General features: G+C 38.4%; 21 protein-coding genes and 2 pseudogenes. 13 read left to right on the top strand and 10 right to left on the bottom strand.

Going from position 1 to position 23,041, the window contains the following annotated elements:
* Positions 1-7: 7 nt before the first annotated feature.
* From glyQ to H6G57_RS22475, 4 genes are all read right to left on the bottom strand, one after another.
* The gene (gene glyQ / locus H6G57_RS22495; RefSeq protein WP_190522761.1) at positions 8-874 is read right to left on the bottom strand and encodes a glycine--tRNA ligase subunit alpha; all 867 of its coding nucleotides are present in this window, start codon (positions 872-874) and stop codon (positions 8-10) included.
* Positions 875-1,119: 245 nt separating this feature from the next.
* Positions 1,120-1,434: a DNA-binding protein gene (locus H6G57_RS22485; RefSeq protein ID WP_190522671.1), complete on the bottom strand. Its 315-nt coding sequence runs from the start codon at positions 1,432-1,434 to the stop codon at positions 1,120-1,122.
* Positions 1,435-1,581: 147 nt separating this feature from the next.
* The gene (locus tag H6G57_RS22480) at positions 1,582-2,286 is read right to left on the bottom strand and encodes a retron system putative HNH endonuclease (RefSeq protein ID WP_190522669.1); all 705 of its coding nucleotides are present in this window, start codon (positions 2,284-2,286) and stop codon (positions 1,582-1,584) included.
* Entirely contained in the window at positions 2,283-3,557 is a 1,275-nt protein-coding gene (locus tag H6G57_RS22475; RefSeq protein WP_190522667.1) for an AAA family ATPase, read from the bottom strand. Before H6G57_RS22475 ends, H6G57_RS22480 begins: the two co-directional genes overlap by 4 nt.
* Before the next feature lie 211 nt (positions 3,558-3,768).
* On the opposite strand from H6G57_RS22475, the gene smc reads away from it, so the two are divergent.
* The gene (gene smc, locus H6G57_RS22470) at positions 3,769-7,425 is read left to right on the top strand and encodes a chromosome segregation protein SMC (protein WP_190522665.1); all 3,657 of its coding nucleotides are present in this window, start codon (positions 3,769-3,771) and stop codon (positions 7,423-7,425) included.
* Between the two features lie 128 nt (positions 7,426-7,553).
* On the opposite strand, the pseudogene H6G57_RS29805 reads toward smc, so the two are convergent.
* Positions 7,554-7,691, bottom strand: a pseudogene (locus H6G57_RS29805) (IS701 family transposase); the annotation flags it as partial.
* A gap of 48 nt (positions 7,692-7,739) precedes the next feature.
* Here H6G57_RS29805 and H6G57_RS22465 point away from each other — a divergent pair.
* Positions 7,740-8,747, top strand: coding sequence for a hypothetical protein (locus H6G57_RS22465; protein WP_190522663.1), 1,008 nt, complete (start codon positions 7,740-7,742; stop codon positions 8,745-8,747).
* A gap of 82 nt (positions 8,748-8,829) precedes the next feature.
* Here H6G57_RS22465 and H6G57_RS22460 read toward each other — a convergent pair whose 3' ends face one another.
* Complete coding sequence (locus H6G57_RS22460; protein WP_190522661.1) at positions 8,830-9,078, bottom strand: hypothetical protein; 249 nt, start codon at positions 9,076-9,078, stop codon at positions 8,830-8,832.
* Positions 9,079-9,507: 429 nt separating this feature from the next.
* Here H6G57_RS22460 and crtW point away from each other — a divergent pair, with 429 nt between their 5' ends.
* The 5 genes from crtW to H6G57_RS22435 all read left to right on the top strand — a co-directional run bounded on the left by crtW (position 9,508) and on the right by H6G57_RS22435 (position 14,461).
* Entirely contained in the window at positions 9,508-10,326 is an 819-nt protein-coding gene (gene crtW / locus H6G57_RS22455; protein WP_190522659.1) for a beta-carotene ketolase CrtW, read from the top strand.
* 24 nt (positions 10,327-10,350) lie between these two features.
* The gene (locus H6G57_RS22450; RefSeq protein WP_190522657.1) at positions 10,351-11,025 is read left to right on the top strand and encodes a DUF2993 domain-containing protein; all 675 of its coding nucleotides are present in this window, start codon (positions 10,351-10,353) and stop codon (positions 11,023-11,025) included.
* Positions 11,026-11,172: 147 nt separating this feature from the next.
* Positions 11,173-12,504 carry a glycosyltransferase gene (locus H6G57_RS22445; RefSeq protein ID WP_190522655.1) on the top strand — a complete coding sequence of 444 codons (1,332 nt, stop codon included), beginning with the start codon at positions 11,173-11,175 and terminating at the stop codon, positions 12,502-12,504.
* On the top strand, positions 12,446-13,129 hold the full coding sequence (locus H6G57_RS22440; RefSeq protein ID WP_190522653.1) for an alpha/beta hydrolase: 684 nt from the start codon (positions 12,446-12,448) through the stop codon (positions 13,127-13,129). The genes H6G57_RS22445 and H6G57_RS22440 overlap by 59 nt, the downstream gene beginning before the upstream one ends.
* A gap of 120 nt (positions 13,130-13,249) precedes the next feature.
* Positions 13,250-14,461: a PAS domain S-box protein gene (locus H6G57_RS22435; RefSeq protein WP_190522651.1), complete on the top strand. Its 1,212-nt coding sequence runs from the start codon at positions 13,250-13,252 to the stop codon at positions 14,459-14,461.
* A 126-nt stretch (positions 14,462-14,587) separates the two neighbouring features.
* Here H6G57_RS22435 and H6G57_RS22430 read toward each other — a convergent pair whose 3' ends face one another.
* On the bottom strand, positions 14,588-14,989 hold the full coding sequence (locus H6G57_RS22430) for a hypothetical protein (protein WP_190522650.1): 402 nt from the start codon (positions 14,987-14,989) through the stop codon (positions 14,588-14,590).
* A gap of 350 nt (positions 14,990-15,339) precedes the next feature.
* Here H6G57_RS22430 and H6G57_RS22425 point away from each other — a divergent pair, with 350 nt between their 5' ends.
* The 5 genes from H6G57_RS22425 (at position 15,340) to H6G57_RS29485 (ending at position 19,667) form a co-directional block, all read left to right on the top strand.
* A complete protein-coding gene (locus tag H6G57_RS22425) occupies positions 15,340-16,740 on the top strand; it encodes a hypothetical protein (protein WP_190522648.1) in 1,401 nt (466 codons plus the stop codon).
* A 75-nt stretch (positions 16,741-16,815) separates the two neighbouring features.
* Positions 16,816-17,526, top strand: a complete 711-nt coding sequence (locus H6G57_RS22420) for an SDR family oxidoreductase (RefSeq protein WP_375539549.1) — start codon at positions 16,816-16,818, stop codon at positions 17,524-17,526.
* A 32-nt stretch (positions 17,527-17,558) separates the two neighbouring features.
* A complete protein-coding gene (hppD, locus tag H6G57_RS22415; RefSeq protein ID WP_309236015.1) occupies positions 17,559-18,644 on the top strand; it encodes a 4-hydroxyphenylpyruvate dioxygenase in 1,086 nt (361 codons plus the stop codon).
* A 254-nt stretch (positions 18,645-18,898) separates the two neighbouring features.
* The gene (locus H6G57_RS22410; RefSeq protein ID WP_190522646.1) at positions 18,899-19,507 is read left to right on the top strand and encodes a CHAP domain-containing protein; all 609 of its coding nucleotides are present in this window, start codon (positions 18,899-18,901) and stop codon (positions 19,505-19,507) included.
* Between the two features lie 37 nt (positions 19,508-19,544).
* The gene (locus tag H6G57_RS29485) at positions 19,545-19,667 is read left to right on the top strand and encodes a hypothetical protein (RefSeq protein WP_255528402.1); all 123 of its coding nucleotides are present in this window, start codon (positions 19,545-19,547) and stop codon (positions 19,665-19,667) included.
* Between the two features lie 8 nt (positions 19,668-19,675).
* On the opposite strand, the pseudogene H6G57_RS22405 reads toward H6G57_RS29485, so the two are convergent.
* The 3 genes and pseudogenes from H6G57_RS22405 to sfsA all read right to left on the bottom strand — a co-directional run.
* Positions 19,676-19,882 (bottom strand): annotated as a pseudogene (locus H6G57_RS22405) (DNA/RNA nuclease SfsA); the annotation flags it as partial.
* Positions 19,883-19,992: 110 nt separating this feature from the next.
* Positions 19,993-20,337, bottom strand: a complete 345-nt coding sequence (locus H6G57_RS22400; protein ID WP_190522644.1) for a hypothetical protein — start codon at positions 20,335-20,337, stop codon at positions 19,993-19,995.
* 191 nt (positions 20,338-20,528) lie between these two features.
* Positions 20,529-21,311, bottom strand: coding sequence for a DNA/RNA nuclease SfsA (gene sfsA, locus H6G57_RS22395; protein WP_190522643.1), 783 nt, complete (start codon positions 21,309-21,311; stop codon positions 20,529-20,531).
* Positions 21,312-21,383: 72 nt separating this feature from the next.
* On the opposite strand from sfsA, the gene murJ reads away from it, so the two are divergent.
* A complete protein-coding gene (gene murJ / locus H6G57_RS22390) occupies positions 21,384-22,997 on the top strand; it encodes a murein biosynthesis integral membrane protein MurJ (RefSeq protein ID WP_190522641.1) in 1,614 nt (537 codons plus the stop codon).
* Positions 22,998-23,041 lie beyond the last annotated feature (44 nt).

Raw genomic sequence — 23,041 nt, 5'->3', positions numbered from 1 at the left:
CTTGAGACTATTTTTTTAAGGGATAATTTAAGAGTTCTCGCTGTTCTAAATAACGTTGGGCGACTCGTCTGGCTAAATTACGAATTCTACCAATATAACGAGTCCGTTCTGTAACCGCAATTACCCCTCGTGCATCTAGTAAATTAAAGCTATGGGAACATTTGAGAACATAATCTAAACTGGGTAAAACTAACCCTTTTTCAATTAATTGTTCCGCTTCCTGTTCATATAATCCAAATAAGGTAAACAAGAATTCGGGGTTAGAGGCTTCAAAATTATAGGTGCATTGTTCAATTTCTCCCTGTAAGTGAACATCTCCATAATTAATGGTATCTGTCCAAGAAATTTTAGTCATGGCATCGACATTTTGCAGATACATTGCCAAACGTTCTAAACCATAAGTAATCTCAATAGAAACGGGACGACAATCAAGACTACCACATTGTTGAAAATAGGTAAATTGAGTAATTTCCATCCCATCTAACCACACTTCCCAACCCACACCCCAAGCGCCTAAAGTGGGAGATTCCCAATTATCTTCTACAAAGCGAATATCATGATCATCAGGGTTAATTCCTAACAGTCTCAAGGAGTCTAAATACATCTCTTGAATATTATCAGGAGACGGTTTAATTAAGACTTGATATTGATAATAATGTTGAAAACGGTTGGGGTTTTCTCCATAACGGCCATCGGTGGGACGGCGACAAGGTTCGACATAGGCGACAGACCAAGGTTCGGGGCCAATAGCACGTAAAAAGGTATGGGGATTCATTGTTCCCGCCCCTTTTTCGGTATCATAGGGTTGAGCAATCAAACAGCCGCGATCGCTCCAAAATTGATTCAGGGTAGCAATAATTGATTGAAAATTCACGGGACGCAATATTTTTCTAATGGGTTTAACGTTAATCAATTTTACCATTAGTTTTTAGGCATCGATGAAATGCCTTTAAATAGCATGATTAATCCTCCGATCACAATTGCGATCGCTATTCCTCCCATGACTGCATCTAAGACCCCTGTATTTTCCATTTAGTATTAATCTCCTCCTATTTTCCTATTTATTTTATCACAATATTAAATCTTAGAAACCCGGTTTCTGAAGTTAACGGTTATCCTTCATTCTCTTTCTACCTCTTTCACGTGAATTGAAATTTTCAAACCTAGCATATCCACTAATTCTACAAAACCATAAATAGCAACACAATTGATTAAGGATAAAGCTTGATCCAGTTTTTCTGGATTAATTTGATTAGAATCGTAACCATAATTTAATTGACTGTGAGCCTCTACAATATTAGTGATGACTTTTTTTAATAATTGAGGTTGATCGCTCCCTTCTTCTAACGCTACTTCAAGATAAGCAGCTGCTTCTTCTGGATCTTTAAGAGATTCAATTAAATAATTATGGTAACTATCGCTAATTGGAGTCATAACTAATGCAGAAACCAGGTTTCTGGATAATAGAGCTTGATTTTATTGCCTAAACTGGGGTTAAAAACCCGGTTTCTTGGGTTTTGTTTATAATCTATCCAATATTCCCAATATTAGCAAAAATTCGTTGTTGTGCTTCAGTGCATCTTAATGAAGAAAATCACCAAATAGACATTTAATCGTTGTCCAACATTCGCCATATTCCCCTTCTGAATTTTTTTCGAGGTAATCTGAGATAAAAGTTCTTAATTCTTCCTGATCCTGATCAGGGTCAAGGTAAAGGTTACGAAAGGGATCGATCACACTTTTACGCAGAGCTTTTAATTTAGGAACATTTAATTGTAAGATTTCGATAGTCTTTTTAGCTTCATCATCATCTTCCTGAGCGGGTAAAATTTGACCATAATCATCAAAAATAAAACGAGTTTCACAATCAGGGTTTAATGGAGAAATAGGCAATATATTTTTAAGTTTAGAATGACCACAATGTTTGTTTACTTTTAAATGTTTTACTTCTAAATCTTTTTCTCCTAAATCCTTTTCTCCTAAATCCTTTTGACAACAGCATAATAAATTATCATAATCAAGAGATTTTTGAAATTCACTATCTCTAGGGATTAAATGTTCAATATGAGAGTTATCTGCTCCTATTCGGCACTCACAATAACAACAAATATAGCCCTGTTCTGCCATTAAAGAGTTTTTTACAGGAGTTTTAACTTTTTTAGTCTTTTTAAAACGCGCATAGATACTTCTAACCCTTGGCGGATTATTTTTTGATTCTTCATATTGTTTGCTCATCTTCCAATCAACGAAAGATTGAGGTTCTTTCCCTTTAATGATCTGTTTCATTTACCAATAATTTCCTTCCGACGAATTAAAACTTCAGCTTTCGTTAATTCAGGGTCATCTTTAATTTTGGGTTTGAGGAGCTTAATTTTTTCTTTAGCTTCGGGGAGTCTATTTCGAGCAATATTTTCAAAGATTTCTCTTAAAGCGAGATCTACCTCTGTAGGGCGAGTAGTCTCTAAACCCATTAAGTCTTCTAGGATGCGTTCAACGGTTTTGCCGTAAGATTCAAGGGCAGGAACAATTTTAATCCCTTGGTTTGTTTGCTGAAGTAGATGTAAGTTTTCCGGCTGAACATGGGTAATAACGTGGGGAGAATGGGTAGAAATAAAAAACTGACAATTAGGAAATATTTCTAACATTTTCGGAATCAAAAAACGTTGCCATTGGGGGTGTAAATGAAGGTCTATTTCATCAATCAGAATGATTCCATCCCCTTTTAGGGGTTCGGACTGTTGGGGATTTAGCATCGCCATACGACGAGCCAGATCTCCAATCATGGCAATTAGGCATTTTTCTCCGTTGGAAAGTTGGTTAACCGTTAAGATTTGCCCTTGTTTGGTGATTTCCATTCTTAAAGGGCTACGGCGCACGGTCAGGTTAGAAAAGTCGGGTAAAAAGCCATAAATAGCTTGACGAACTGCTTCCAGTTGAGGGTCAGGAAAACAAAAATCATCGGGTTTGTGAACGGTATCACGATATTTAAGGTTTTCATTTTCTAGATCTTCTCTTTCCCGAAACCCTTCAAAGAAGGTACGAAAATTTGCCCCACTGGTAAGGGCGTCTTTGTAAGCGATTAGGGGATTAAATTGGTGTTTATGTTTAATGCGTAGGGGAATATCGAGAACAGCACGATTAACCGGATAATAGACAAATAGGGGTAAATTGGTTGGTTCTGGCTGGAGGGTGATTTGTTGGCGTAGTTGTTCGATATATGGATTAAGTTTACTTAGGTCACTTCTATTTGGGGTGATGTGTCCTTGGCGTATTCTGACCAGTTGCCAAGTAATCACTTGTTGCTGAATACTGCTGGAGAGTTGAATGGTTGAGCTATCTTTACCGTTGGTAATATCTGGCTCGTTAATAGGTCTACCGAATGCTCTGGGGTTTTGGAGCCGATTAACGACCCAAGAGAGCATAATTGCTATACTATCAAGGATAGTGGATTTTCCTGCACCATTAACTCCAATAAAAACGTTAAGGTTAGGGTGTAGAGCTAGATCGAGGTCTTCTACTCCTCGATAATTGGTAAGGTTAAGCTTAGTTAGTTTCATGACTATTTATAATATCGGTAGAATAGGAGTTTTACCAATAGTTGCTCCTACAATTGTAAGTGAAACATCATTGGAACCATAACCTTTGATCACGATCTTCTAAAAAACCAATCCTTGCTTGATTAACGCTAAACTGATAATATTGTTGATTCTTCCGACAACTACCCCCTTGAGTTGTCCCCACTAAGATGATTCGTTTACATCCGCCCAAATGGTTCATATCAAGCGCGTCGAACTGACTAACTTTAAATCCTTTGGTGGGACAACAGCAGTCCCATTACTACCGGGTTTTACGGTCATTTCTGGGCCGAATGGTTCGGGGAAATCGAATATTCTGGATGCGTTATTATTTGCTTTGGGGTTATCCTCTTCTAAAGGAATGCGGGCGGAACGTTTACCCGATCTCGTGAATAACGCCCAAAGTCGTAAAACCACCGTTGAAACCCTTGTAACGGTGACGTTTGACCTGTCGGACTATGACGGCGAACCTTTGGGAAGAAATAGTGATGAAATGGATAATAATTTATCCCCAGAAACGGAAGAATTAGAGGAAGAAACAGAAACCCCCGTAGAGACGTTGCATGCAACGTCTCTACAGATACCGAATTATCAACCCCCCTTAGAATGGACGGTTGCGCGGAAATTAAGAGTTACAAAACAGGGAACTTATACCTCGACTTATTATATTAATGGGGAAGCTTGTACTCAAACAGAATTGCATGAACAGTTGAATAAATTGCGAATATATCCTGAAGGATATAACGTCGTTTTACAAGGAGATGTGACGGGTATTATTACCATGAAACCCCGTGAACGTCGAGAAATTATTGATGAGTTGGCGGGGGTGGCTTCCTTTGATCGAAAAATTACCTTAGCTAAGGAAAAATTAGATGCGGTTAAGGATCGAGAAGAACGCAGTCGTATTGTAGAACAAGAATTAATTGCTCAACGCGATCGCTTAGATAAGGATCGTTCAAAAGCTGAAAAATATCAACAACTTCGAGAAGAATTTCAACAAAAAAGTCAATGGGAAACCGTTCTTAATTATCAAACGTTACAACAACAACAAGGACGACTGCGGGAACAAATAGAAGCCGATGATCGCACGTTAACGGAACTTAACGAACAACGTCAACAAAAAGATCAACAAATTCACACCACCTCGGTACAACTCGAAGCCCTCAACGCTCATGTTAAGGCGATGGGGGAGGAAGAACTCATCGCCCTTCAGTCGAGTTTGGCCACAGAAGAAGCCCAACAGCGTCAACTCCAAACCCGGTCTGCGGAACTGGAAACCGCTCTGCAACAAACCGTTACTCAAATTCACCAAACCGAACAAGAACTGCGTCAACAATATCAAACCCTGGATACTCTAGCCATTGAAAAAGACCGGGAAACTTTAAATTTGGGTCAACGCCAACGGGAACGGGACACCCTGCAAGCAACGGTAGAACGCAGTCGGGAGGCGACTTCTCAGGTGGCACAACAGGCAGAAAGCTGGATGGTGCAACAAACGGAACTGCACCGACAAATTGAAACCCTGCAAAAAACCCTTGACCCCCATCGTACCGAACAAGCCCGACTGCGGGAACGAGTTGAACAGTTGCAACGACAACTTTCTGAGCAGCAACAGTCTTTGGCAACCTTGGGGGAGGAGTTATCGCAAAAAACAATAGCACTGGAAAGTGCTACCACTCAACGGGATGCAACGTCTCAACAGGTGGCGACTCTAACTCAACAGGTGACGGAGGCAGAAACCGACTTACAGGTACAGCAGGAAACCCAAACCCGTCTGTTACAGGAACAACGGGAACGTCAGCGCAAATTGGATAAATTAGAAGCGCAACACCAAGCCCAACAGGAGGCGACGGGCAGTTATGCGACTAAAATTATTGCTCAGTCGGGAATTTCGGGTATTTGTGGGTTGGTGTGCCAGTTGGGACAAGTTGAACCCCAATATCAGTTAGCCTTGGAAACGGCGGCGGGTGCGAGGTTGGGTCATATTGTGGTGGAAGATGATAGTGTGGCGGCGGCGGCTATTGAATTTTTGAAGCGTCAACAAGCGGGACGGGCGACATTTTTACCGTTAAATAAAATTCAGGGAAATCGTTCAAATCTTCCTAATTTAGCCACGATGCGAAATTTGCAAGGGTTAATTGATTTAGCGGTGAATTTAATCGAATATGAACCGAGATATCAAGATATTTTTGCTTATGTTTTTGGCAATACTTTAGTTTTTAATAATTTAAGTAATGCTCGAAAAGTGTTAGGACAATATCGCATTGTAACTTTAGAAGGAGAATTATTAGAAACAACCGGAGCCATGACGGGGGGAAGTGTTTCCTCTCGGTCTACGTTACATTTTGGCACGGATCAAGGGTCAGCCGAAGCCAGAAATATTGCAGCATTGAAAGAACGGTTAGAGGAAATTGAACGAATTTTAGAACGGTGTAACCGCAGTATTGAAGAAACGAGTCAAACGGTGAAAGTGCGATCGCAACAACTCAACGAAGTCAGACAAACCTTGCGAGATCATCAACAACAAGTTTCCTTATTAGAGTCGGAAATTAAGACCTTAAATAATCAACAGGAACAACTGCGATCGCAATTAGAAAAAAATACCCAAGAATTGAATACCGCCCAAATTCGCTTAAAGAATTTAGAGGCAGAAATTCCCAATTTAGAAACGAAATTACAACAAGATCGGGAAGTTTTAGCGCAATTAGAAGCCACCCATAGTCATAGTGAATGGCAACAACTTCAAGGGGTATTAAGAAGTCAGGAAACTGAGTTACAACAAAAGGAAAATGCCCTGAGAACTGTGCAACAACGGTTAATTGAAATTGAGAATCAACAAACCCGTTTACAGGATAAAATTCAAGAGGGAAATCAGAAATTAGAAACTATTCGTCAAGAACAGAAATCTTTAACACAAAAGTTAGAAATTGTCAAGATTCAATTGGCAGAAATTCATCAAAAAATTCAACAAACCCGTGTGAAAGTGTCCCAAGTAGAAGCGAAATTAGGAGAGGAGAAAAAACAACGGGATCAGGTAGAAACCCAGTTAGGAGAATTGCGGTTAGCCAAACAACAATTAGATTGGCAAATTGAAAAATTACAAGAAACCCAACAAGGAAGACGGGAACAATTAACTATAAAATTAGAACAAATTGCCGCTATTCGGACAGAACTTCCTGAACCGTTACCGAATATTCCTCAAAATTTAGATTTAGCCAGTTTACAGCGAGAATTGCGATCGCTCCAAAAACGCATGGAAGCCTTAGAACCTGTGAATATGTTAGCGTTAGAAGAATTTGAACGGACTCAAACTCGCTTAGAAGAATTAACCCAAAAATTAACTACCTTAGAAGGGGAAAGAACCGAATTATTATTGAGAATTGAGAACTTTACCACCTTACGCCGTCGTGCTTTTCAAGAAGCCTTTGATGCCGTTAATGAGAATTTTCAAACCATTTTTGCTCAACTGTCTGAAGGGGATGGTTATTTAGAAATTGATAACCCAGAAGACCCCTTTAGTAGTGGGTTAAATTTAATTGCTCACCCGAAAGGAAAACCCGTTCAACGGTTAACCTCAATGTCGGGAGGTGAAAAATCTTTAACGGCTTTAAGCTTTATTTTTGCTCTACAACGATATCGTCCTTCCCCGTTTTATGCCTTTGATGAAGTTGATATGTTTTTAGATGGAGCAAACGTGGAAAGATTGGCTAGAATGATTAAAAGTCAAACCGAACAAGCTCAATTTATTGTTGTTAGCTTACGCCGTCCGATGATGGAAGCGTCTCAACGAACCATTGGCGTTACCCAAGCCAGAGGTGCCTACACCCAAGTCCTCGGAATTAAACTTTAAAACCCGTATAACGGTTGAGGAATTGGCCCTGGTATTGAAAAAGTTCAGTTCCTCTTCTTTTTTCCAAAAGGACAACAATCTGTCACCACTGACAAATAATCTGGAAATCGACATCTACTTTTTGATATAATTCTATAATGTAAGGGTGAGATCTTTTTCCCATCATAAAGATGGCTAGTCGCTGCGACGATTCCATTGTCTGTTTTTCCAATTTCCTCGATATATTGCCGTCGGACTCCCCATGTCAAGTTCCCGCTTTTTCTGTGTAAATCTACGACTAATCTTGGTTTAGTGACTTTGAAGGCTTAAATTATATGATATTACCTAAACGTCTGATTAAATTAGCACTCTTTTTCGGTTGTCTCATTATTCTTCTCATCCAGAACCCATTACCAGTCCAAGCAAAAACACTAACCCAAAAACAGCAAGCTCCTATAGGTATCTTCATAGATACACTTAGTGACTTTAACATTTCTAATGGTTCATTTTCAGCCAACTTCTGGCTCTGGAGCCTCATTGATAAAGGCGAAAAAAATCCCTTTGATTCTCTGGAATTTATGAATGCTGTTAGAATAGACACACCTAACAATTTAACTATTCCTACATCTAAGGGAATTTGGGTTCAAAAAAAGGTAAGTGGAACATTTCGTCATGATTGGAATATGCGAAATTTTCCCTTTGATAAGCAAAAGCTAAAAATTATTTTTGAAGAAACGGAAGATGATATTCATTCATTTAGTTATAAACCTGATATCGCTAATTCTTCCATAGATCAGGATATTAAATTAGAGGGTTGGAAAATCAAGAAACTTACCCTTAATGCTATTGATAAACAGTATCTCTCTAACTTTGGTAATCCAACTTTACCACCCGGTGCAGCCAGTGCATATTCCCGATTTGAAATTATGATTGAATTACACCGAACAAATATTACTGGCTTCTTTAAAATGATTGCTGGAGCATTAGCCTCGGTAGGATTATGTTTAGTTTCCTACTTTCTTTATGAGCCAGATATCGGATCACTTCTCGCCCGCTTTGGACTACACGGAACTTCCCTATTTGCTGTTATTTTGAGTCTGCGTAGTAATAGCGGCGACTTAGGTTCAATGGCTTATTTAACACTTATTGATCGTATTCATTTGGCAGTAATTGTATATATTTTAGTGGCGACTGCAATTGCAATTTATATTTGGTGGCAAGTTCAAAAAAAAGGCGATTTACCTGCTCTGACACGGATTAGTTCGCAATTTGGTGTAGCGAGTACATTGGGTTTATTGGCTTGTATTGTGGTGTTAATGATAGGAGCAGCGACTCACAATTAAATATGATATAGCAAGTCTAAATCCGTGTTACCCAAGCCAGAGGTGCGTTCACCCAAGTCTTGGGTATTAAACTTTAAAACCCTTATAACGGTTGAGGAATTGGCCCCGGTACAGGTTGAGGAATTGGCCCAGGGACAGGCTGAGGAATGGGAGGAACCGGGTCAGGAAGGGGATTGGGGTCAGGAATTGGATTTGGAATGGGGTTAGGAAGGGGGTCAGGAAGGGGGTTTGGGTTCGGAAGGGGATCGGGAACCGTTGGGTCAGGAATGGGGCTAATTTGAGCAATTACAGGCGGTGTAGGAGAATAGAAAATAATCAATGGGAATATCATAAAATTAACCTTGAACTCGATTAACAATTAATTTCTTAATGGTTTAATTCTAAGAAATATCAATGAATCATTCTTCAATCTAAAGCTATAATTTCATCTCAACCTTGATCTATTTTCTGTTCCTAATTCCCTATTCCGATTGAAACGAGTTCAGGCAATCACATCAAAAATCAACATTAGATCCTAACTTTGCCACCAGTCTGAGTTAGATGGATACAATGATAACTATTTTTGATATCCTAATCTCAATCATTATAAATAAGCTGCAAGTAGTATCGGTCGCCAAGCATTACCATTATTTTTTATTTCTTTTGATAGACAGTTTTTTGATATGAATTCCGTAAACTCAGAACAGTGTTGTTGAATATTTTGTGTAGCCAATAAAAAATAAAGCAACTATTTATGGTGTATAAGAATACAGATTTTTTTATGTCTAATCCCTCAGTCTTAGATTACCACTATCTTGATATCCAAGATTCTATTCCTTCAGAATTAGCAATCAATAAAAATTCTACTGTAGCTCAGATTAACTCAACAACAAAAACCCAAGCTGGGTTATGGATTGCCCTCACTATTATAGCAATCTGGACAGTTTGCTTCATCAGATTTTTATCTTTAGATCTCTCTCAAACTAATTGGGTTATAATTGGGTTAGCCCTGCTTTTACAAACCTTTTTATATACAGGTTTGTTTATTACGGCTCATGATGCCATGCACGGTTCTCTTTATCCTAATAATCTAAAGCTAAATCATTTAATTGGGTCGATTGCGGTCACGCTTTATGGATTATTTTCCTATGAAGAATTGCTCAAAAAACATTGGCTGCATCATCGCTACCCCGCCAGCGACAATGATCCTGACTTCCATGATGGTGAGCATCAAAGTCTCATTTCTTGGTATCTGTATTTTATGATTAGATACTGGAGTTGGTGGCGGTTAATTAAATGGGCATTTGTATTCCATAGCATTCAACTTTTATTTCATATTTCTATCCTTAATTTGGCTTTATTTTGGATCATTCCGTTTATCTGTAGTTCCTTTCAATTGTTTTATTTTGGAACTTTTCTCACCCATCGAGAACCCCCAGGAGGATATCAAAATGATCACTGTGCTCAAAGTAATTCCTTACCAATTTTTTGGTCGTTTATGACTTGTTATCACTTTGGTTATCATCAAGAACACCATCAATATCCTAATGTTCCTTGGTGGCAACTTCCCAACGTTCGCAACCCTCAACTCAGCCCTTAATCCTTTACCCTCCCTGGAAAAATGATGTCAGAAAAAACTGGATTTGCAAAACAAACCCTGAATAAAATTGCAGAAGTTGCCCTTTCTACCCAAATTAAGGCACAAAAATTAGAAGTTGATATTGAAACAAATCTGCAAAAAATTACCCATGGAGATATTGATCATATTGCCATTAAAATTAATCATCTCACAATGCAAAATCCTCTGCAAATAGAGATGTTTAAATTAGATATTGGTCAAGTTACGGTTCAACCCATGAGTGCAATTCGGGGAAAAATTAAATTAGTTCATCCTTCAGAAGGTAAACTAGAGTTAGAGGTTAATGAAGGTAATCTCCATGAAGCTCTTCATCGTAAATTGCAACAAACCGTTCAGTTAAAGTTACTAGAAAATGGTAGAATTGCTTTTAAAATTAATCCAATAGACGGAATGGGAGACTCCCCAGAACTCACTGTAATGGCAGTTGCTAAAATTAATAGCGATCGCAAAACCTTATTGCTTGAACTGTTTCCCTTAGCTACCCCGTCTTCCCTTCCTCCTGAACAAATTACCCATCTCTTTACGACCTTTAGCGAAATTCTTGATCTCAAAAATTTGGAAAAAGCAGGGACAACACTGACCCTCGATCAATTTGAAATTACATCAGGTTGGTTACATCTCAAAGCCAATGCTCATATTGATAAATTTCCATCTAGTTAAAATTAATAAAACTTAGGTCAAAAGTGAACATCAACGGTTAACAGTTAACCGCTAATAGTCAACATTAAGGATGATGTCAGTGATAGTATTTTTTTTGCAAAATTAAGTATATCTCTGCTATCTATCATTCCTAACCCTTAATGATTTATGACGCATTTTGGTATTATTTGTCCCCCCTATCCCGGTCACTTAAATCCTCAGTCTGCTTTAGGACGTGAATTACAAAAACGAGGACATCAAGTTACCGTTTTACAACTGATTGATCTGGAGAAAAAAGTTCAATCAGAAGGCTTAGAATTTTATCCCGTTGGACTGTCTATTTATCAACCCAGACTGTTAGCAGAAACCTTTCAGCAACTGGGTCAATTAAGTGGAATTAAAGCTCTGCAATATTCCGTCGATTTCTGTCAACACTTCACAGAAATTTTGTGTCAAGATGCACCCAAAGCGATCGCTAAATTAGGAATAGAAGCTTTATTAGTTGATCAACTTGAACCTGTGGGAGAAACGATTGCAGAATACCTCAATTTACCCTTAATTGTCGTGTCCTGTGGTCAAGCGATTCATCGTCGTGGGGATGTTCCTCCTTTTTTTACCCCTTGGTTATATCAAAATCAACCTTGGGCAAAAATTCGCAATCAAATTGCCTATTTTATTTTAGATTATAGTTGTCAACCGATTTTAAACACAATTAATCATTACCGACACCAGTGGAAATTACCGCCTTATCCTCATTTATATGGCGCAACTTCAACTCGACTCGCCCATATTAGTCAACAACCAGAAGCCTTTGATTTTCCGATTCCGAATTTACCCAAAAATTTCTACTATACAGGCCCTTTTCGCAATCAATCACCCCAAAACGTTTCCTTTCCTTATGAACGTTTGACCGGACAACCTTTAATTTATGCTTCTTTAGGAAGTGTACAAAATACAAAGGTTAATTTATTTCGATCAATTGCAGAAGCTTGTCAAGAATTAGATGCTCAATTAGTAATTACTCATGGAGGGGGGATGAGCGAAACTGAAGTTAAAACCTTACCCGGTTCTCCTTTAGTCGTTGAGTATGCACCCCAAGTTGAAGTATTAGCAAAAGCAAGTTTAACAATTACTCATGGGGGAATGAATACGGTGATGGATTCTTTAAGTTATGGGGTTCCTTTAGTCGCCATTCCGATTACCTTTGAACAACCGGGAACCGGGGCGCGAATTCGTTGGACAAAAACCGGAGAAGTCATCCCCGTTAGCCGTTTAAATGTTGCTCGATTACGACAAGCGATTCAACAGGTTTTAACGGAAAAATCTTATTCAGAAAATGCCTTAAAAATTAGGGATTCTATTCGCCAAGCTGGAGGTGTTAAACGAGCCGCAGATCTTATAGAACAGTGTCTTAAACAACCTCTAAACCCACACAATTACCATGAACCCATCTACTCAAACCGGATACTTATCAGCACGACCCATGAAGCAAAACCATAGTAATAAATTGGGTTTATATCCTTTAAATTTAGATAAAAATCGTGATGGCTTAGTTTTTATTCCCGTTAGTTATCATCCTTCTCAACCTGCTCCTTTCATTTTAACGTTACATGGGGCGGGTAGCAATGCCAAAGCCGGAATTATGCCCTTTCTCCCTTTAGCAGAATCACAAGGATTAATCTTATTAGCCATTGATTCTCGCCGACAAACTTGGGATCGACTTCGAGGGAATTTTAGTGTTGATTTAGCCTTTATGGATTTAGCCTTAAGTCAGGTTTTAAGCAACTATAATATTGATTCATCTCATTTAGCGATCGCCGGTTTTTCTGATGGTGCTACCTATGCGTTAAGTGTGGGTTTAACTAATGGGGATTTATTTTCTCATATTATGGCGTTTTCCCCTGGATTTATGGCACCTGGAAAACTTCATGGTACTCCTCGTTTATTTATTTCTCACGGTATCGAGGATAAAATTTTGCCGATTCAATCTTGTAGTCGTAAAATTGTCCCCCAAATTCAACAAGCGGGTTATGAAGTTGTTTATCAAGAGTTTGCGGGCGGTCATACTATTCCTGCCAATATTGTGTTAAATGTTCTAAAATGGTTCAAATCTTCATCATCATAAATAATAATCAATAGACAGAATTGATTTTTAGTCAAACTCAAGATTTCTGTCTTTAGGTCATGTTAAAAAGAAAAAATTTTCTATAGTCTTGATTCATAAAACCTCGTAGAGTCTATGGGCATGGATCTGAATCGTTTCTCCAAACAAGTTCTGGCGATGCAAGATCGCTTTTCTAGATTACTTCATGGTGCTGAACCCATCAAAGCTTTAACTCCCCAGTTAAGTTCTACCTTTGTCATGGAGATGGGTTGGGCGTTGGAAGAGTTACAAGTTGCTCAGGAGGAATTACAAGAGAAGAATATGGTTTTAGCAGAAGCATTAGAAGCTTCTGTTCATGAACGCAAACGGTATGAAGATTTATTTTATTTAGCTCCAGAACCTTATTTGATCACAAGTTTAGAAGGAACTATTCAACAAGCAAATCGCGCAGCCGCAGAACTATTGGGAATTCCTGAACAATTTATTGTGGGAAAACCCTTATCTTTATATATCTGTGAACAAGACCGTCAATTCTTTCGTTCAGAACTGATTCGCCGACAAGAACGAGATTGTTTTCATGAGTGGGAAATCGGATTAACCTGTCGGGATGGAAAATCTTTAGATGTCGCTTGTATAACCCAAATTAACCGAGATCAAACTAACAAACCCGTTAGTATTCATTGGGTTTTAAGAGATCTGACTGAACGCAAACGCCTTGCTTTATTACAACAAAACCCGATTAATTCTTCTGAGCAAAGGACGATTTTTCTGGAAAATTATCCTTTGCTCAGTTCTCATTTAGGAGAATTAATTCCCCTTTCTCAAGAAACGGTATGGTATGTCGTTCAAGGATTAGTTAAATTAACAACCCTCAATCACCAAGGTCAAGAAATTCTCTTGGGTTTTATAGGGCCAGGAGCTTCTTTTGGTAAAGAATTAACGTCTCTAGCAATTTATGAAGCGAGTGCGTTTTCTCAAGTTGAATTAATGAGTTTTACCCATGCTGAAGTCGCAGCATCTCATGATTTAACTCAACTTTTATTGACGGGTATTATTTCTCGTCTGCACCAAACTGAAGCTTTATTAGCATTATCGGGAGAACGACAACTTGCCACTCGTTTGTATCAGTTACTTCATTTATTAAAAAAGGAAGTCGGTACACCTGTTGATGAAGGAATTTGTCTGAATATTCGTCTCACTCATGAAGAATTAGCGATGGCTTGTTGCACAACCCGTGTTACTATTACTCGCTTACTCAAACAACTTCAAGATCAGAAAAAAATTACATTTAATGAAAAAAGGCAGATTATTCTGATTGAGGATTTAATTCCTTCAAACCATAGGAATTTGTAATTAAAATCCCAAATCTTCCTCTGTACCCATTACCGCGCATCGTAGGGGCGAGGTTTCCTCACCCCTACAGGGGAATGTATTCCAAAGGATTTTTTAAGCAATGCTGGAAACAACCGTGACTATAAATTACGGTGTAACTTTATCAATGATATTTTTGCCTGCTTCTGTGGTATTGTCTTTTAATTTCTCACCCGTGTTTTGAACTCCTTTTGAATAAGTTTCACCCCAATCTTTAAAGGCTTCTGCTGAATCTCTGGTAATATTTTTGAAGCGTTCATTTAAGGGAACATCTCCTTCGGCTTCGTCTAAAAATTCTCCGGTCGTTTTGGGTCTATCGGAATCTTTTTGATGAGCAACTTGGTCTATTCTTTCCTTATTAACCGGGTTACTTCTATCATATTTTTGAACATCAACCGTTGTGTTCAGCAAGACAAAGCCTACTAAAACCACAGCAAAAAAACGTTGAACTTGAAGCTGCATTAAAAAAGAACGGATATTAGAAACCATTCTAAAAAAGCCGGATTTCATGATTAATTTATTCCTATTTTCAAGAGGATTTTATTTTTTAATCCAAATCTACGGTAACGAGATTAAAATAATTATTCCTCTATCATAAGTAATAAGTTATTAGTTTCCCACAAACCCTTTCTTTAATTTTCTCTCTAGCAGAAGATATAGATTGTTTAAGCCTTTAAAATCTCTTGATTTCACCTCAAATCAACCGAGGTAGAAATCAGCAACTCCTGACATCTGCCACCTGGGGGACACACCACACCCGATCTCAACCGTAAGTTGTGGTAGGGATAGCTTATCTGTTGGGTTTCTCCCAAACGTGCTAACCTTAATAACACAAGACAACCCGTAGCCAAGTCAGGGTTATGTTCGAGCAAGCCAGCAAAATTCAAGACAATGGAACCCTTGTTGTTCCCGCCATCAGTCACTATGTTTGTCGAACATTAGTGAATTTTCAGCATCAACATCCTAACTGGATTAACTCCCGTTATCGTCATATTCCTTGGCAACAATCTGAATATCAATCCTCATTGATTCGTCAGCTTAATCAAGGATTAAGTCAAGCTAGACATCAAGAGGCACTATTTGTTAAACTAAAAGCCTATCTAAACCGCTTGTTCAGTGTTGAATTTTTACGCTCTCCTGAGTATAAATCCTTAATTGTTAAACTAGAACAACTCACAGACCCCGATTTAGCGTTATTATTTGCGGATTATTCTTTAGTGAATCAATCCCCTTCTCACGGTTTATTTAATGGCAGAAGTCCCAGCGAAGTCGGAATTAGTATTTTATTACTAGATGTTGAAAATCTGCCCTTAGATTTGGAAACGGAGAAATTTTTAGAAACCATTTGCTTATATCCCATGCAAATTAAAGTCGCCTTTGCGAATTGGCGTAGCATGGGAAAAAAAGATTTAGAATATCATCAACGGGGTTATCAATTAATTCATGTTCCCCCCGGCAAAGATAGTGCAGATTTAAAAATGTCAACGGTGGGTTCCTCGATTTTTGTTCACTATCCAACGGCAAAAGAAGTGTTAGTTTGTTCTTCCGATCTTGGCTTAACTCATTTATGTAATACCTTACAAAATCATGGGTTAACCGTTTATCAAGTGAGTAAAAATAGATCTAAAATTACAGTGCTAAATACCCGCACAGGTCAAATCAATACTTATTCCTTAACTCCCATTCCTCCCATTCCGACTTTAGATCAATTTATTGTGCAATTACAAGAAATTATTAAATTAGAGCAAAAACGATCTCATTGCCAATGGATTAAACTGAATCGGGTTGCCTTTTTGTATAAAGATACTTATCATTTAACCGTTAGCCAAGTTGTGGCTTCCCATTTTTCCGATTATCAAGGCAGAGATATCTTTGTCAAAAATCCCCATATTTTTGTCGTTCATCAACCTTCTGAGAAATCTCCCAGCTATGTCACCTTATTTGAGATTCAACCTTCCTCAACTCAACCCTTGGCTTTAACTGAAACTGAATTCTCTCAACTTCCTGTGATTGAGTCTTTAGAAGATCTGGAAAAAGCCTTAATTAAAATTATGCAGGAATTGACCTTAAATTCTTCTGAAAATCATGTTTCTTTATCAATTTTAGGCAGCCAATTCAATCGAAAATATGGAGTTCCAATTACTCAAATTATCAAAAAATTAAGATTAGGAGGCAATTTTCAAAAGCTCTTAACCTTAAGCGATTCTTTTAATTTAGAAAAAACCGATAAAGATTGGAGAGTTAAATTACAATCCCCCTAGAAATGTAACCTAGCACGTCTCTACAAAATTGACAAGATTTGTTATACTCAGAACAATCGTTAAGAAATGTAAAGAATGATGAATCACAAAGTCGCTGTTATTGTCGGCGCAACGGGAGGTATCGGAGCAACGGTTGCTCAAAAATTAGCCCAAAACGGAACAAAACTGGTCTTAGCCGCCAGAAATAGTACGAAATTGGCAACCTTGGCGAAAAACTTAGAAACAACGGAAGTATTACCCGTTTCTACAGATATCACCGACCCCCAACAAGTAGAGGGTTTAATGCAAAAAACCAGCGATTATTTTGGTCAAATTGATATCTTAGTCAATGCTGCGGGTGCCGGAATTTTAAAACAGTGGAATAAAATTGAACCTGCTGATTTAGATGGGATGTTAAATCTCAATTTAAAAGGATCAGTTTATACCTGTCAAGCTGCTGCTAATATTATGAAACAGCAAAAATCAGGACATATTTGTAACGTTGTCGGGATTTTAGGCAAACATTCGATGGCGATGTCGAGTGCCTATTCTGCCTCTAAATTTGGATTAGTAGGGTTTAGTAAATGTTTTGCTGATGAAGTCAGACGCTATGGAATTAAAGTGACCTTATTCTATTTTGGGGGTGTCGATACTCCCTTTTGGGATAACGTTAGTTTAAAAGTTGATCGCTCAAAAATGTTGAGTGTGGAAACGGCTGCTAACTCCATTCTTTATGCGTTATCAGCAGAACCCCAGGCGATTCCAATGGAAATTAATATTCAACCCGAAAGTCATTTATTTTTCTAAAATTAATTATATTGTTGCTTATTGAACGCTGAATGATGGAGTTTGATCATGTCCATTTCTATGTTCAAGATGCCAAACGAACACGGGATTGGTTTATTCATAATTTAGGATTTCAAGGAATTGGGAGTCGGAACCTTTTTCACACCCAAACCGAAATCGTTTACCAAGGTTCAGTTTATTTTCTATTGTCTTCCCCCCTGACTCCTGAGAGTCCTGTGGCGCAATTTTTGCAGGCTCATCCGTCTGGGGTGGTAGATGTTGGCTTTCAAGTTCAAGATTTAGAATTAAGGATTAAACCCCTTCTCGAACAAGGCGTTCGGGTCATTTCCCCCTTAAAATCTTATTCCTATCAAGGAGAAACTTTAAAATGCTTAACCTTAGAAGGATGGCAAGGATTACGTCATACCTTTACTGAACAAACGGGCTCTTTCCCTGGAAAACTGCTTCCGGGTTTTCCTGAGCTATTTCCCCTCGCTGCTCCGGGTTTACTGTCCATTGATCACGTTGTTTTAAATGTACAATCTGGAGATCTAAAAACCGCCATTTCTTGGTATCAAAATTATTTAGGGTTTCAACCGCAACAGAGTTTTGAAATTCAAACTGAACGTTCTGGATTAAATAGTCAAGTCTTGGTTCATCCCCAAGGTCAAGTTCAGTTTCCAATTAATGAACCCACATCAGCTAATTCTCAAATTCAAGAATTTTTAGAGATTAATCGCGGTTCAGGAATTCAACATATTGCTCTAAAAACTTCAAATTTAGGACAACAGGTTAATCATTTGAGACAAAGAGGATTATCTTTTTTAACCGTTCCCGATGAATATTATTTGCAATTACAAAACCGTTGGCATGATTCCCCCTTATTAATTGATTGGGAACGGTTAAAAGCGGATCAAATTTTAATCGATTGGGAACCCTTAAGCCCAGAAGCAATGCTATTACAAATTTTTACCCAACCGATTTTTGAAGAACCGACGTTTTTCTTTGAATTTATTGAACGAAAAATTTGTACTGTTCAAGGTCAACTGCGACAAGCTCAGGGTTTTGGCGAGGGGAATTTTAGAGCTTTATTTGAAGCTATAGAACGGGAACAAATTAAACGCCAAGCCTCAATTTAAAAATCAAGTCGGATTAACCGTCAATTTCCCTGAAATAAATTATCAGGCACTTGAGGAGAATGAGGCATATTGAGATGGTATCATTCTTTAAAAAACCTGAAGTGGACTGGAGGGTCTAAAAACCATTAGAACTTATGTTAGAACAGTGGTAAACACAATGTTAGTGGGTAACCCCCATCACGCCAAAACAGAAACAAATCAGACCTCTATCCCCCTACTTTATCCCCATTAATCTAAAATTTTGGAGACTTCTAATGACAACTGCTGCTAATTTAATTCGGATTGCTGCTGGTGAAGTGGGGTATGCGGAATATCCTGCTGGTAGTAATGGTAATAAGTATGGCCAATGGTACGGGATGAATTACGTTCCTTGGTGTGCAATTTTTGTATCCTTTTGTTTTGATAAAATTGGTTTACCCCTGCCGATTAGAAGTGCTAAAGGATTCGCCTACTGTCCCGATGGGGTGTCTTGGTTTAGAAATCGGGGTCAATGGTTTTACGATGCCAGGGTCGGGGATGTGGTATTTTTCTGTTGGCGAGGAGATGGAATTGCGGATCACGTTGGCATTGTGGAATCCGTTAAATCCGATGGCAGTATTATTAGTATTGAAGGAAATACAGGAATTGGCAATGATGCGAATGGGGGGGAAGTCATGCGACGTTCCCGGACTCCAGGAATTATTTTAGGCTTCGGACGTCCCCCCTATACCAATCCCGTCGCCTCCCAAACTCAAGTTTCTCGTCCAACGACACCAACCCCCACTCCACCCCAACGTGAAGTAGTTAAGGTTCCACCCAATTATCATAAAGATTTAGTGGATCGATTAATAGGGGGTAAATCGGATAAAGGTCATAAAAAATAAATAACAGAAAAACGGATTAAGCAATATTTTATGGCCCATGAATTCTACAACTTTCACGATTGATAGTCGCATCCTCGACTGGTTAGCAGTATTCGGATATTTGAGTATTTTATTGTTCGTGATGTGGAAGGTTTTAAATACTCAAAAGAAATCAGAATAAGCGGGTTTTTAAGGATTACTAAGACCGGACAAAAAGGGTAAGGCTGCTAATCCTAAATATTGAATTCCTTCCGGGGTAACTTCAAACCGACAAGGTAAGATTTCTACCCCTTCTGAAATGGCTATTCTCAACAGTTGACCATAAACCGGGTCAGCCATATCTCCGGGGGCAAATTCGGTACAATCTCCGTTATTAATAAAGTATAACATTACCGCTTAAAAAACAGAGAAAATTTATAAAAAAGATTGACTTAACGTTTTAAATAAAGTTAAGCCAATCAGGGGTTAAAAATTATTTTTTTATTAACCAGCAGCCTCAGTGAATATTATTCTTGTCTAGCAGCCACCCGCAGGTGATTAGCTTCATCAATCAACGCAACCATCTGACGTTTCCATTCATAGCCGGTGGTTTTCTTGCGTAACTGAACCCGTGATTCAATCCAATCTTGAATTAACTGTTGTTCTTCAGCTTCGTCTCCTTCATCAATCGCCATAAATCTTAAAAAATAAGGAATATCCCACTCAATCATGTGAATGAAGACATCGTAAGGTGCTACTGTCCAATCTACTTGCCAAACCTGTTTTAACAGTTTTAAAAAAATTTTTTCTTCAAGAGAGCGATCTTGGGAAATGGCTTCATCCAAGACTGCTACTAATCTACTTGTGTCCATATTAAGTCCTCGAACCTAACTTTTTCATTCTTGTAGAAGGCTTATTCTTGCCTTGAGAGTGATTATAATTGCTTTTTCCAAAGTCTAGCCTTAAATTTTATCAACGAATATAAATAAAGTTTTTCTTTTGTTTCATTTTATTAAAACCTGAGATTGATCTACAGGAAATACTCAATAATAAGCAAAATCAATCATTGCTTTTTTGTGTCTATGCTAGGCAGTCCATCAGTCCCATCAAATGATAATTCTGCTAATCCTAAATATTGAATTCCTTCCGGGGTAACTTCAAACCGACAAGGTAAGATTTCTACCCCTTCTGAAATTGCTATTCTCAAGAGTTGACCATAAACCGGGTCGGCAATATCTCCGGGGGCAAATTCGGTACAATCTCCGCGATTAATAAAGTATAACATTACGGCGCGATCGCCTTGTTTAACAATTTCAATTAATTCCTTTAAATGTTTTTGTCCTCGTTCTGTCACCGTATCAGGAAATAAAGCAATTTCCCCCTTACACCAAGTCGTATTTTTAACTTCTAAATAAATCAGTTTATCCTCACCTTTCAAGACAAAATCAACCCGACTTTTTAAATCGATTCCATAGGGAACTTCTTTCTTAATTTCACTATAATTTCCTAATTCAGGAAATAACCGTTCTATTAAGGCTAAATAAATCACTTTATTCGGTAAAGCGGTATTAATTCCCACCCAAGTTAACTGATTATTTAGGGGGTCAACCTCCGAGGTTAACTGAATTAACTCCCAAGTGTAGGGATATTTGCGAGTTTTCCCGGCGTTGTGAGACACCATCACCAAGTTTCCAGGGATACAAACCCCGGTCATGGGCCCTGTATTGGGACAATGGGCGGTAATGACCTCCCCAGAGCTTAACTGAATATCAGCTAAAAATCGTTTATAACGTTTGAGCAAAACCCCAGACTCAAGGGATGGATAGCGATACAAATAAGAACCCATGATGAACTTGTTTGAATATTGGTCAATTCCCGATTAAACTAGGGTTTGGATTTTAACCCCTGTGGATGTTTCGTGTCAGAAGAACCAAAACGCTCTCGTTCGTTAGTCGGAATTGCTACTATTGTTGCAGTTGCCACCCTCATTAGTAAAGTTTTTGGCTTAGTTCGTCAACAAGTGATGGCGGCGGCTTTTGGTGTGGGGCCAGCCATTGATGCTTATAATTATGCTTATGTTATCCCCGGATTTCTATTAATATTATTAGGGGGAATTAACGGCCCCTTTCATAGTGCTATTGTCAGTGCGTTAGCTAACCGTGACCGCAAAGATGCAGAAGTTTTAGTCGAGACGGTTTCTACATTAGTCGGAATATTTTTATTAATTATAACCGTCGGATTAGTCATTTTTGCCACTCCCTTAATTGATTTAATGGCTCCGGGTTTAATGCTAACACCGGAAGGAATAGCCACCCGAAGTATTGCCATTGAACAGTTAAAAATTATGGCTCCGATGGCGTTATTTGCGGGGTTAATTGGCATTGGATTTGGCACGTTAAATGCGGCGGATATGTATTGGTTGCCCTCCATTAGTCCGTTATTTTCCAGTGCTGCTTTAATTTTAGGATTAGGGGTATTAATTGGTATTTTAGGAGATGATGTTGATAGTCCTAAATATATGGTTTTAGGGGGAGAAGTTTTAGCGTGGTCAACTTTAGCCGGGGCGGTTTTACAATGGTTAATTCAAGTTCCGGCGATGTGGAAATCCGGGTTAGGAACGTTACGTCTCCGATTTAATTTTAAAATTCCAGGGTTAGAAGATGTGATGAAAGTCATGTTACCCGCTACATTATCATCAGGAATGTTACAAATTAATGTCTATACGGATTTATTTTTCGCCTCTTATATTCCTCAAGCTGCATCGGCAATGGGCTATTCTGGGTTGTTAGTTCAAACTCCCTTGGGAATCATTTCTAATATGATTTTGGTTCCGTTTTTACCGCTTTTTGCTCGTTTGAGAGATCCTGAAAACTGGCCAGAATTAAAAGACCGGATTCGTCAGTCGTTAATTTTAACGGCAATTACAATGTTACCCTTAAGTACATTAATGGTGGCTTTAGCTTTACCGACGGTGAGGGTAGTTTATGAACGGTATGCGTTTAATTTAGAAGCATCGGAGTTTGTCGCTTCGATTTTAATGGCTTATTCAGTGGGGATGTTCTTTTATTTAGGACGAGATGTATTAGTCCGAGTATTCTATGGGTTAGGGGATGGAGAAACCCCATTTAGAGTCAGTATTTTTAATATTTTCTTAAATGGGGTATTAGATTTTATTTTCGTTAAATATTGGGGCGCGCCCGGTTTAGTATTAGCAACGGTTGGGGTTAATATTGTCTCAATGGTGATGTTTTTATGGCTATTACATATTAGATTAAATGGTTTACCTTGGCGGGAATGGAGTTTACCGTTTTTGGGATTAACGATTATTAGTGTTATTTCTGGGGCGGTCAGTTGGGCAACTTTACAAGGGTTAAGATTGTTAATTAGCAGTAATGACTTTTTAGTATTATTAATGGAATTAGTGCTTCCGGGTCTTGTCGGACTATTGGTTTTTGCAATCTTAATTCTATTTCTAAGATTACCCGAAGTAGATTTATTAGTGTCTCGACTCCGCCAGAAGTTTCAAAGGTAGAGATTAAGAAACCGGGTTTCTGTAGTAAGTTTTGATATAATTTC

The sequence above is a fragment of the Planktothrix sp. FACHB-1365 genome (assembly GCF_014697575.1).
GTDB lineage: Bacteria > Cyanobacteriota > Cyanobacteriia > Cyanobacteriales > Microcoleaceae > Planktothrix.
Note: the sequence above shows the minus strand (reverse complement) of the source record. Positions and strands in the feature narration are given on the sequence as shown.

Bases quoted from the DNA above. Each gene is read 5' to 3' on its own strand.
- H6G57_RS22460 (WP_190522661.1), bottom strand. From the start codon at position 9,078: ATGATATTCCCATTGATTATTTTCTATTCTCCTACACCGCCTGTAATT.
- H6G57_RS22425 (WP_190522648.1), top strand. From the start codon at position 15,340: ATGTTCGAGCAAGCCAGCAAAATTCAAGACAATGGAACCCTTGTTGTT.
- H6G57_RS22485 (WP_190522671.1), bottom strand. From the start codon at position 1,434: ATGACTCCAATTAGCGATAGTTACCATAATTATTTAATTGAATCTCTT.
- crtW (WP_190522659.1), top strand. From the start codon at position 9,508: ATGTCTAATCCCTCAGTCTTAGATTACCACTATCTTGATATCCAAGAT.
- H6G57_RS22420 (WP_375539549.1), top strand. From the start codon at position 16,816: ATGATGAATCACAAAGTCGCTGTTATTGTCGGCGCAACGGGAGGTATC.
- H6G57_RS22410 (WP_190522646.1), top strand. From the start codon at position 18,899: ATGACAACTGCTGCTAATTTAATTCGGATTGCTGCTGGTGAAGTGGGG.
- hppD (WP_309236015.1), top strand. From the start codon at position 17,559: ATGATGGAGTTTGATCATGTCCATTTCTATGTTCAAGATGCCAAACGA.
- H6G57_RS22450 (WP_190522657.1), top strand. From the start codon at position 10,351: ATGTCAGAAAAAACTGGATTTGCAAAACAAACCCTGAATAAAATTGCA.
- H6G57_RS22465 (WP_190522663.1), top strand. From the start codon at position 7,740: ATGATATTACCTAAACGTCTGATTAAATTAGCACTCTTTTTCGGTTGT.
- H6G57_RS22445 (WP_190522655.1), top strand. From the start codon at position 11,173: ATGACGCATTTTGGTATTATTTGTCCCCCCTATCCCGGTCACTTAAAT.
- smc (WP_190522665.1), top strand. From the start codon at position 3,769: ATGGTTCATATCAAGCGCGTCGAACTGACTAACTTTAAATCCTTTGGT.
- H6G57_RS22440 (WP_190522653.1), top strand. From the start codon at position 12,446: ATGAACCCATCTACTCAAACCGGATACTTATCAGCACGACCCATGAAG.
- H6G57_RS22480 (WP_190522669.1), bottom strand. From the start codon at position 2,286: ATGAAACAGATCATTAAAGGGAAAGAACCTCAATCTTTCGTTGATTGG.
- H6G57_RS22475 (WP_190522667.1), bottom strand. From the start codon at position 3,557: ATGAAACTAACTAAGCTTAACCTTACCAATTATCGAGGAGTAGAAGAC.
- H6G57_RS22400 (WP_190522644.1), bottom strand. From the start codon at position 20,337: ATGGACACAAGTAGATTAGTAGCAGTCTTGGATGAAGCCATTTCCCAA.
- sfsA (WP_190522643.1), bottom strand. From the start codon at position 21,311: ATGGGTTCTTATTTGTATCGCTATCCATCCCTTGAGTCTGGGGTTTTG.
- H6G57_RS29485 (WP_255528402.1), top strand. From the start codon at position 19,545: ATGAATTCTACAACTTTCACGATTGATAGTCGCATCCTCGACTGGTTA.
- H6G57_RS22435 (WP_190522651.1), top strand. From the start codon at position 13,250: ATGGATCTGAATCGTTTCTCCAAACAAGTTCTGGCGATGCAAGATCGC.
- H6G57_RS22430 (WP_190522650.1), bottom strand. From the start codon at position 14,989: ATGAAATCCGGCTTTTTTAGAATGGTTTCTAATATCCGTTCTTTTTTA.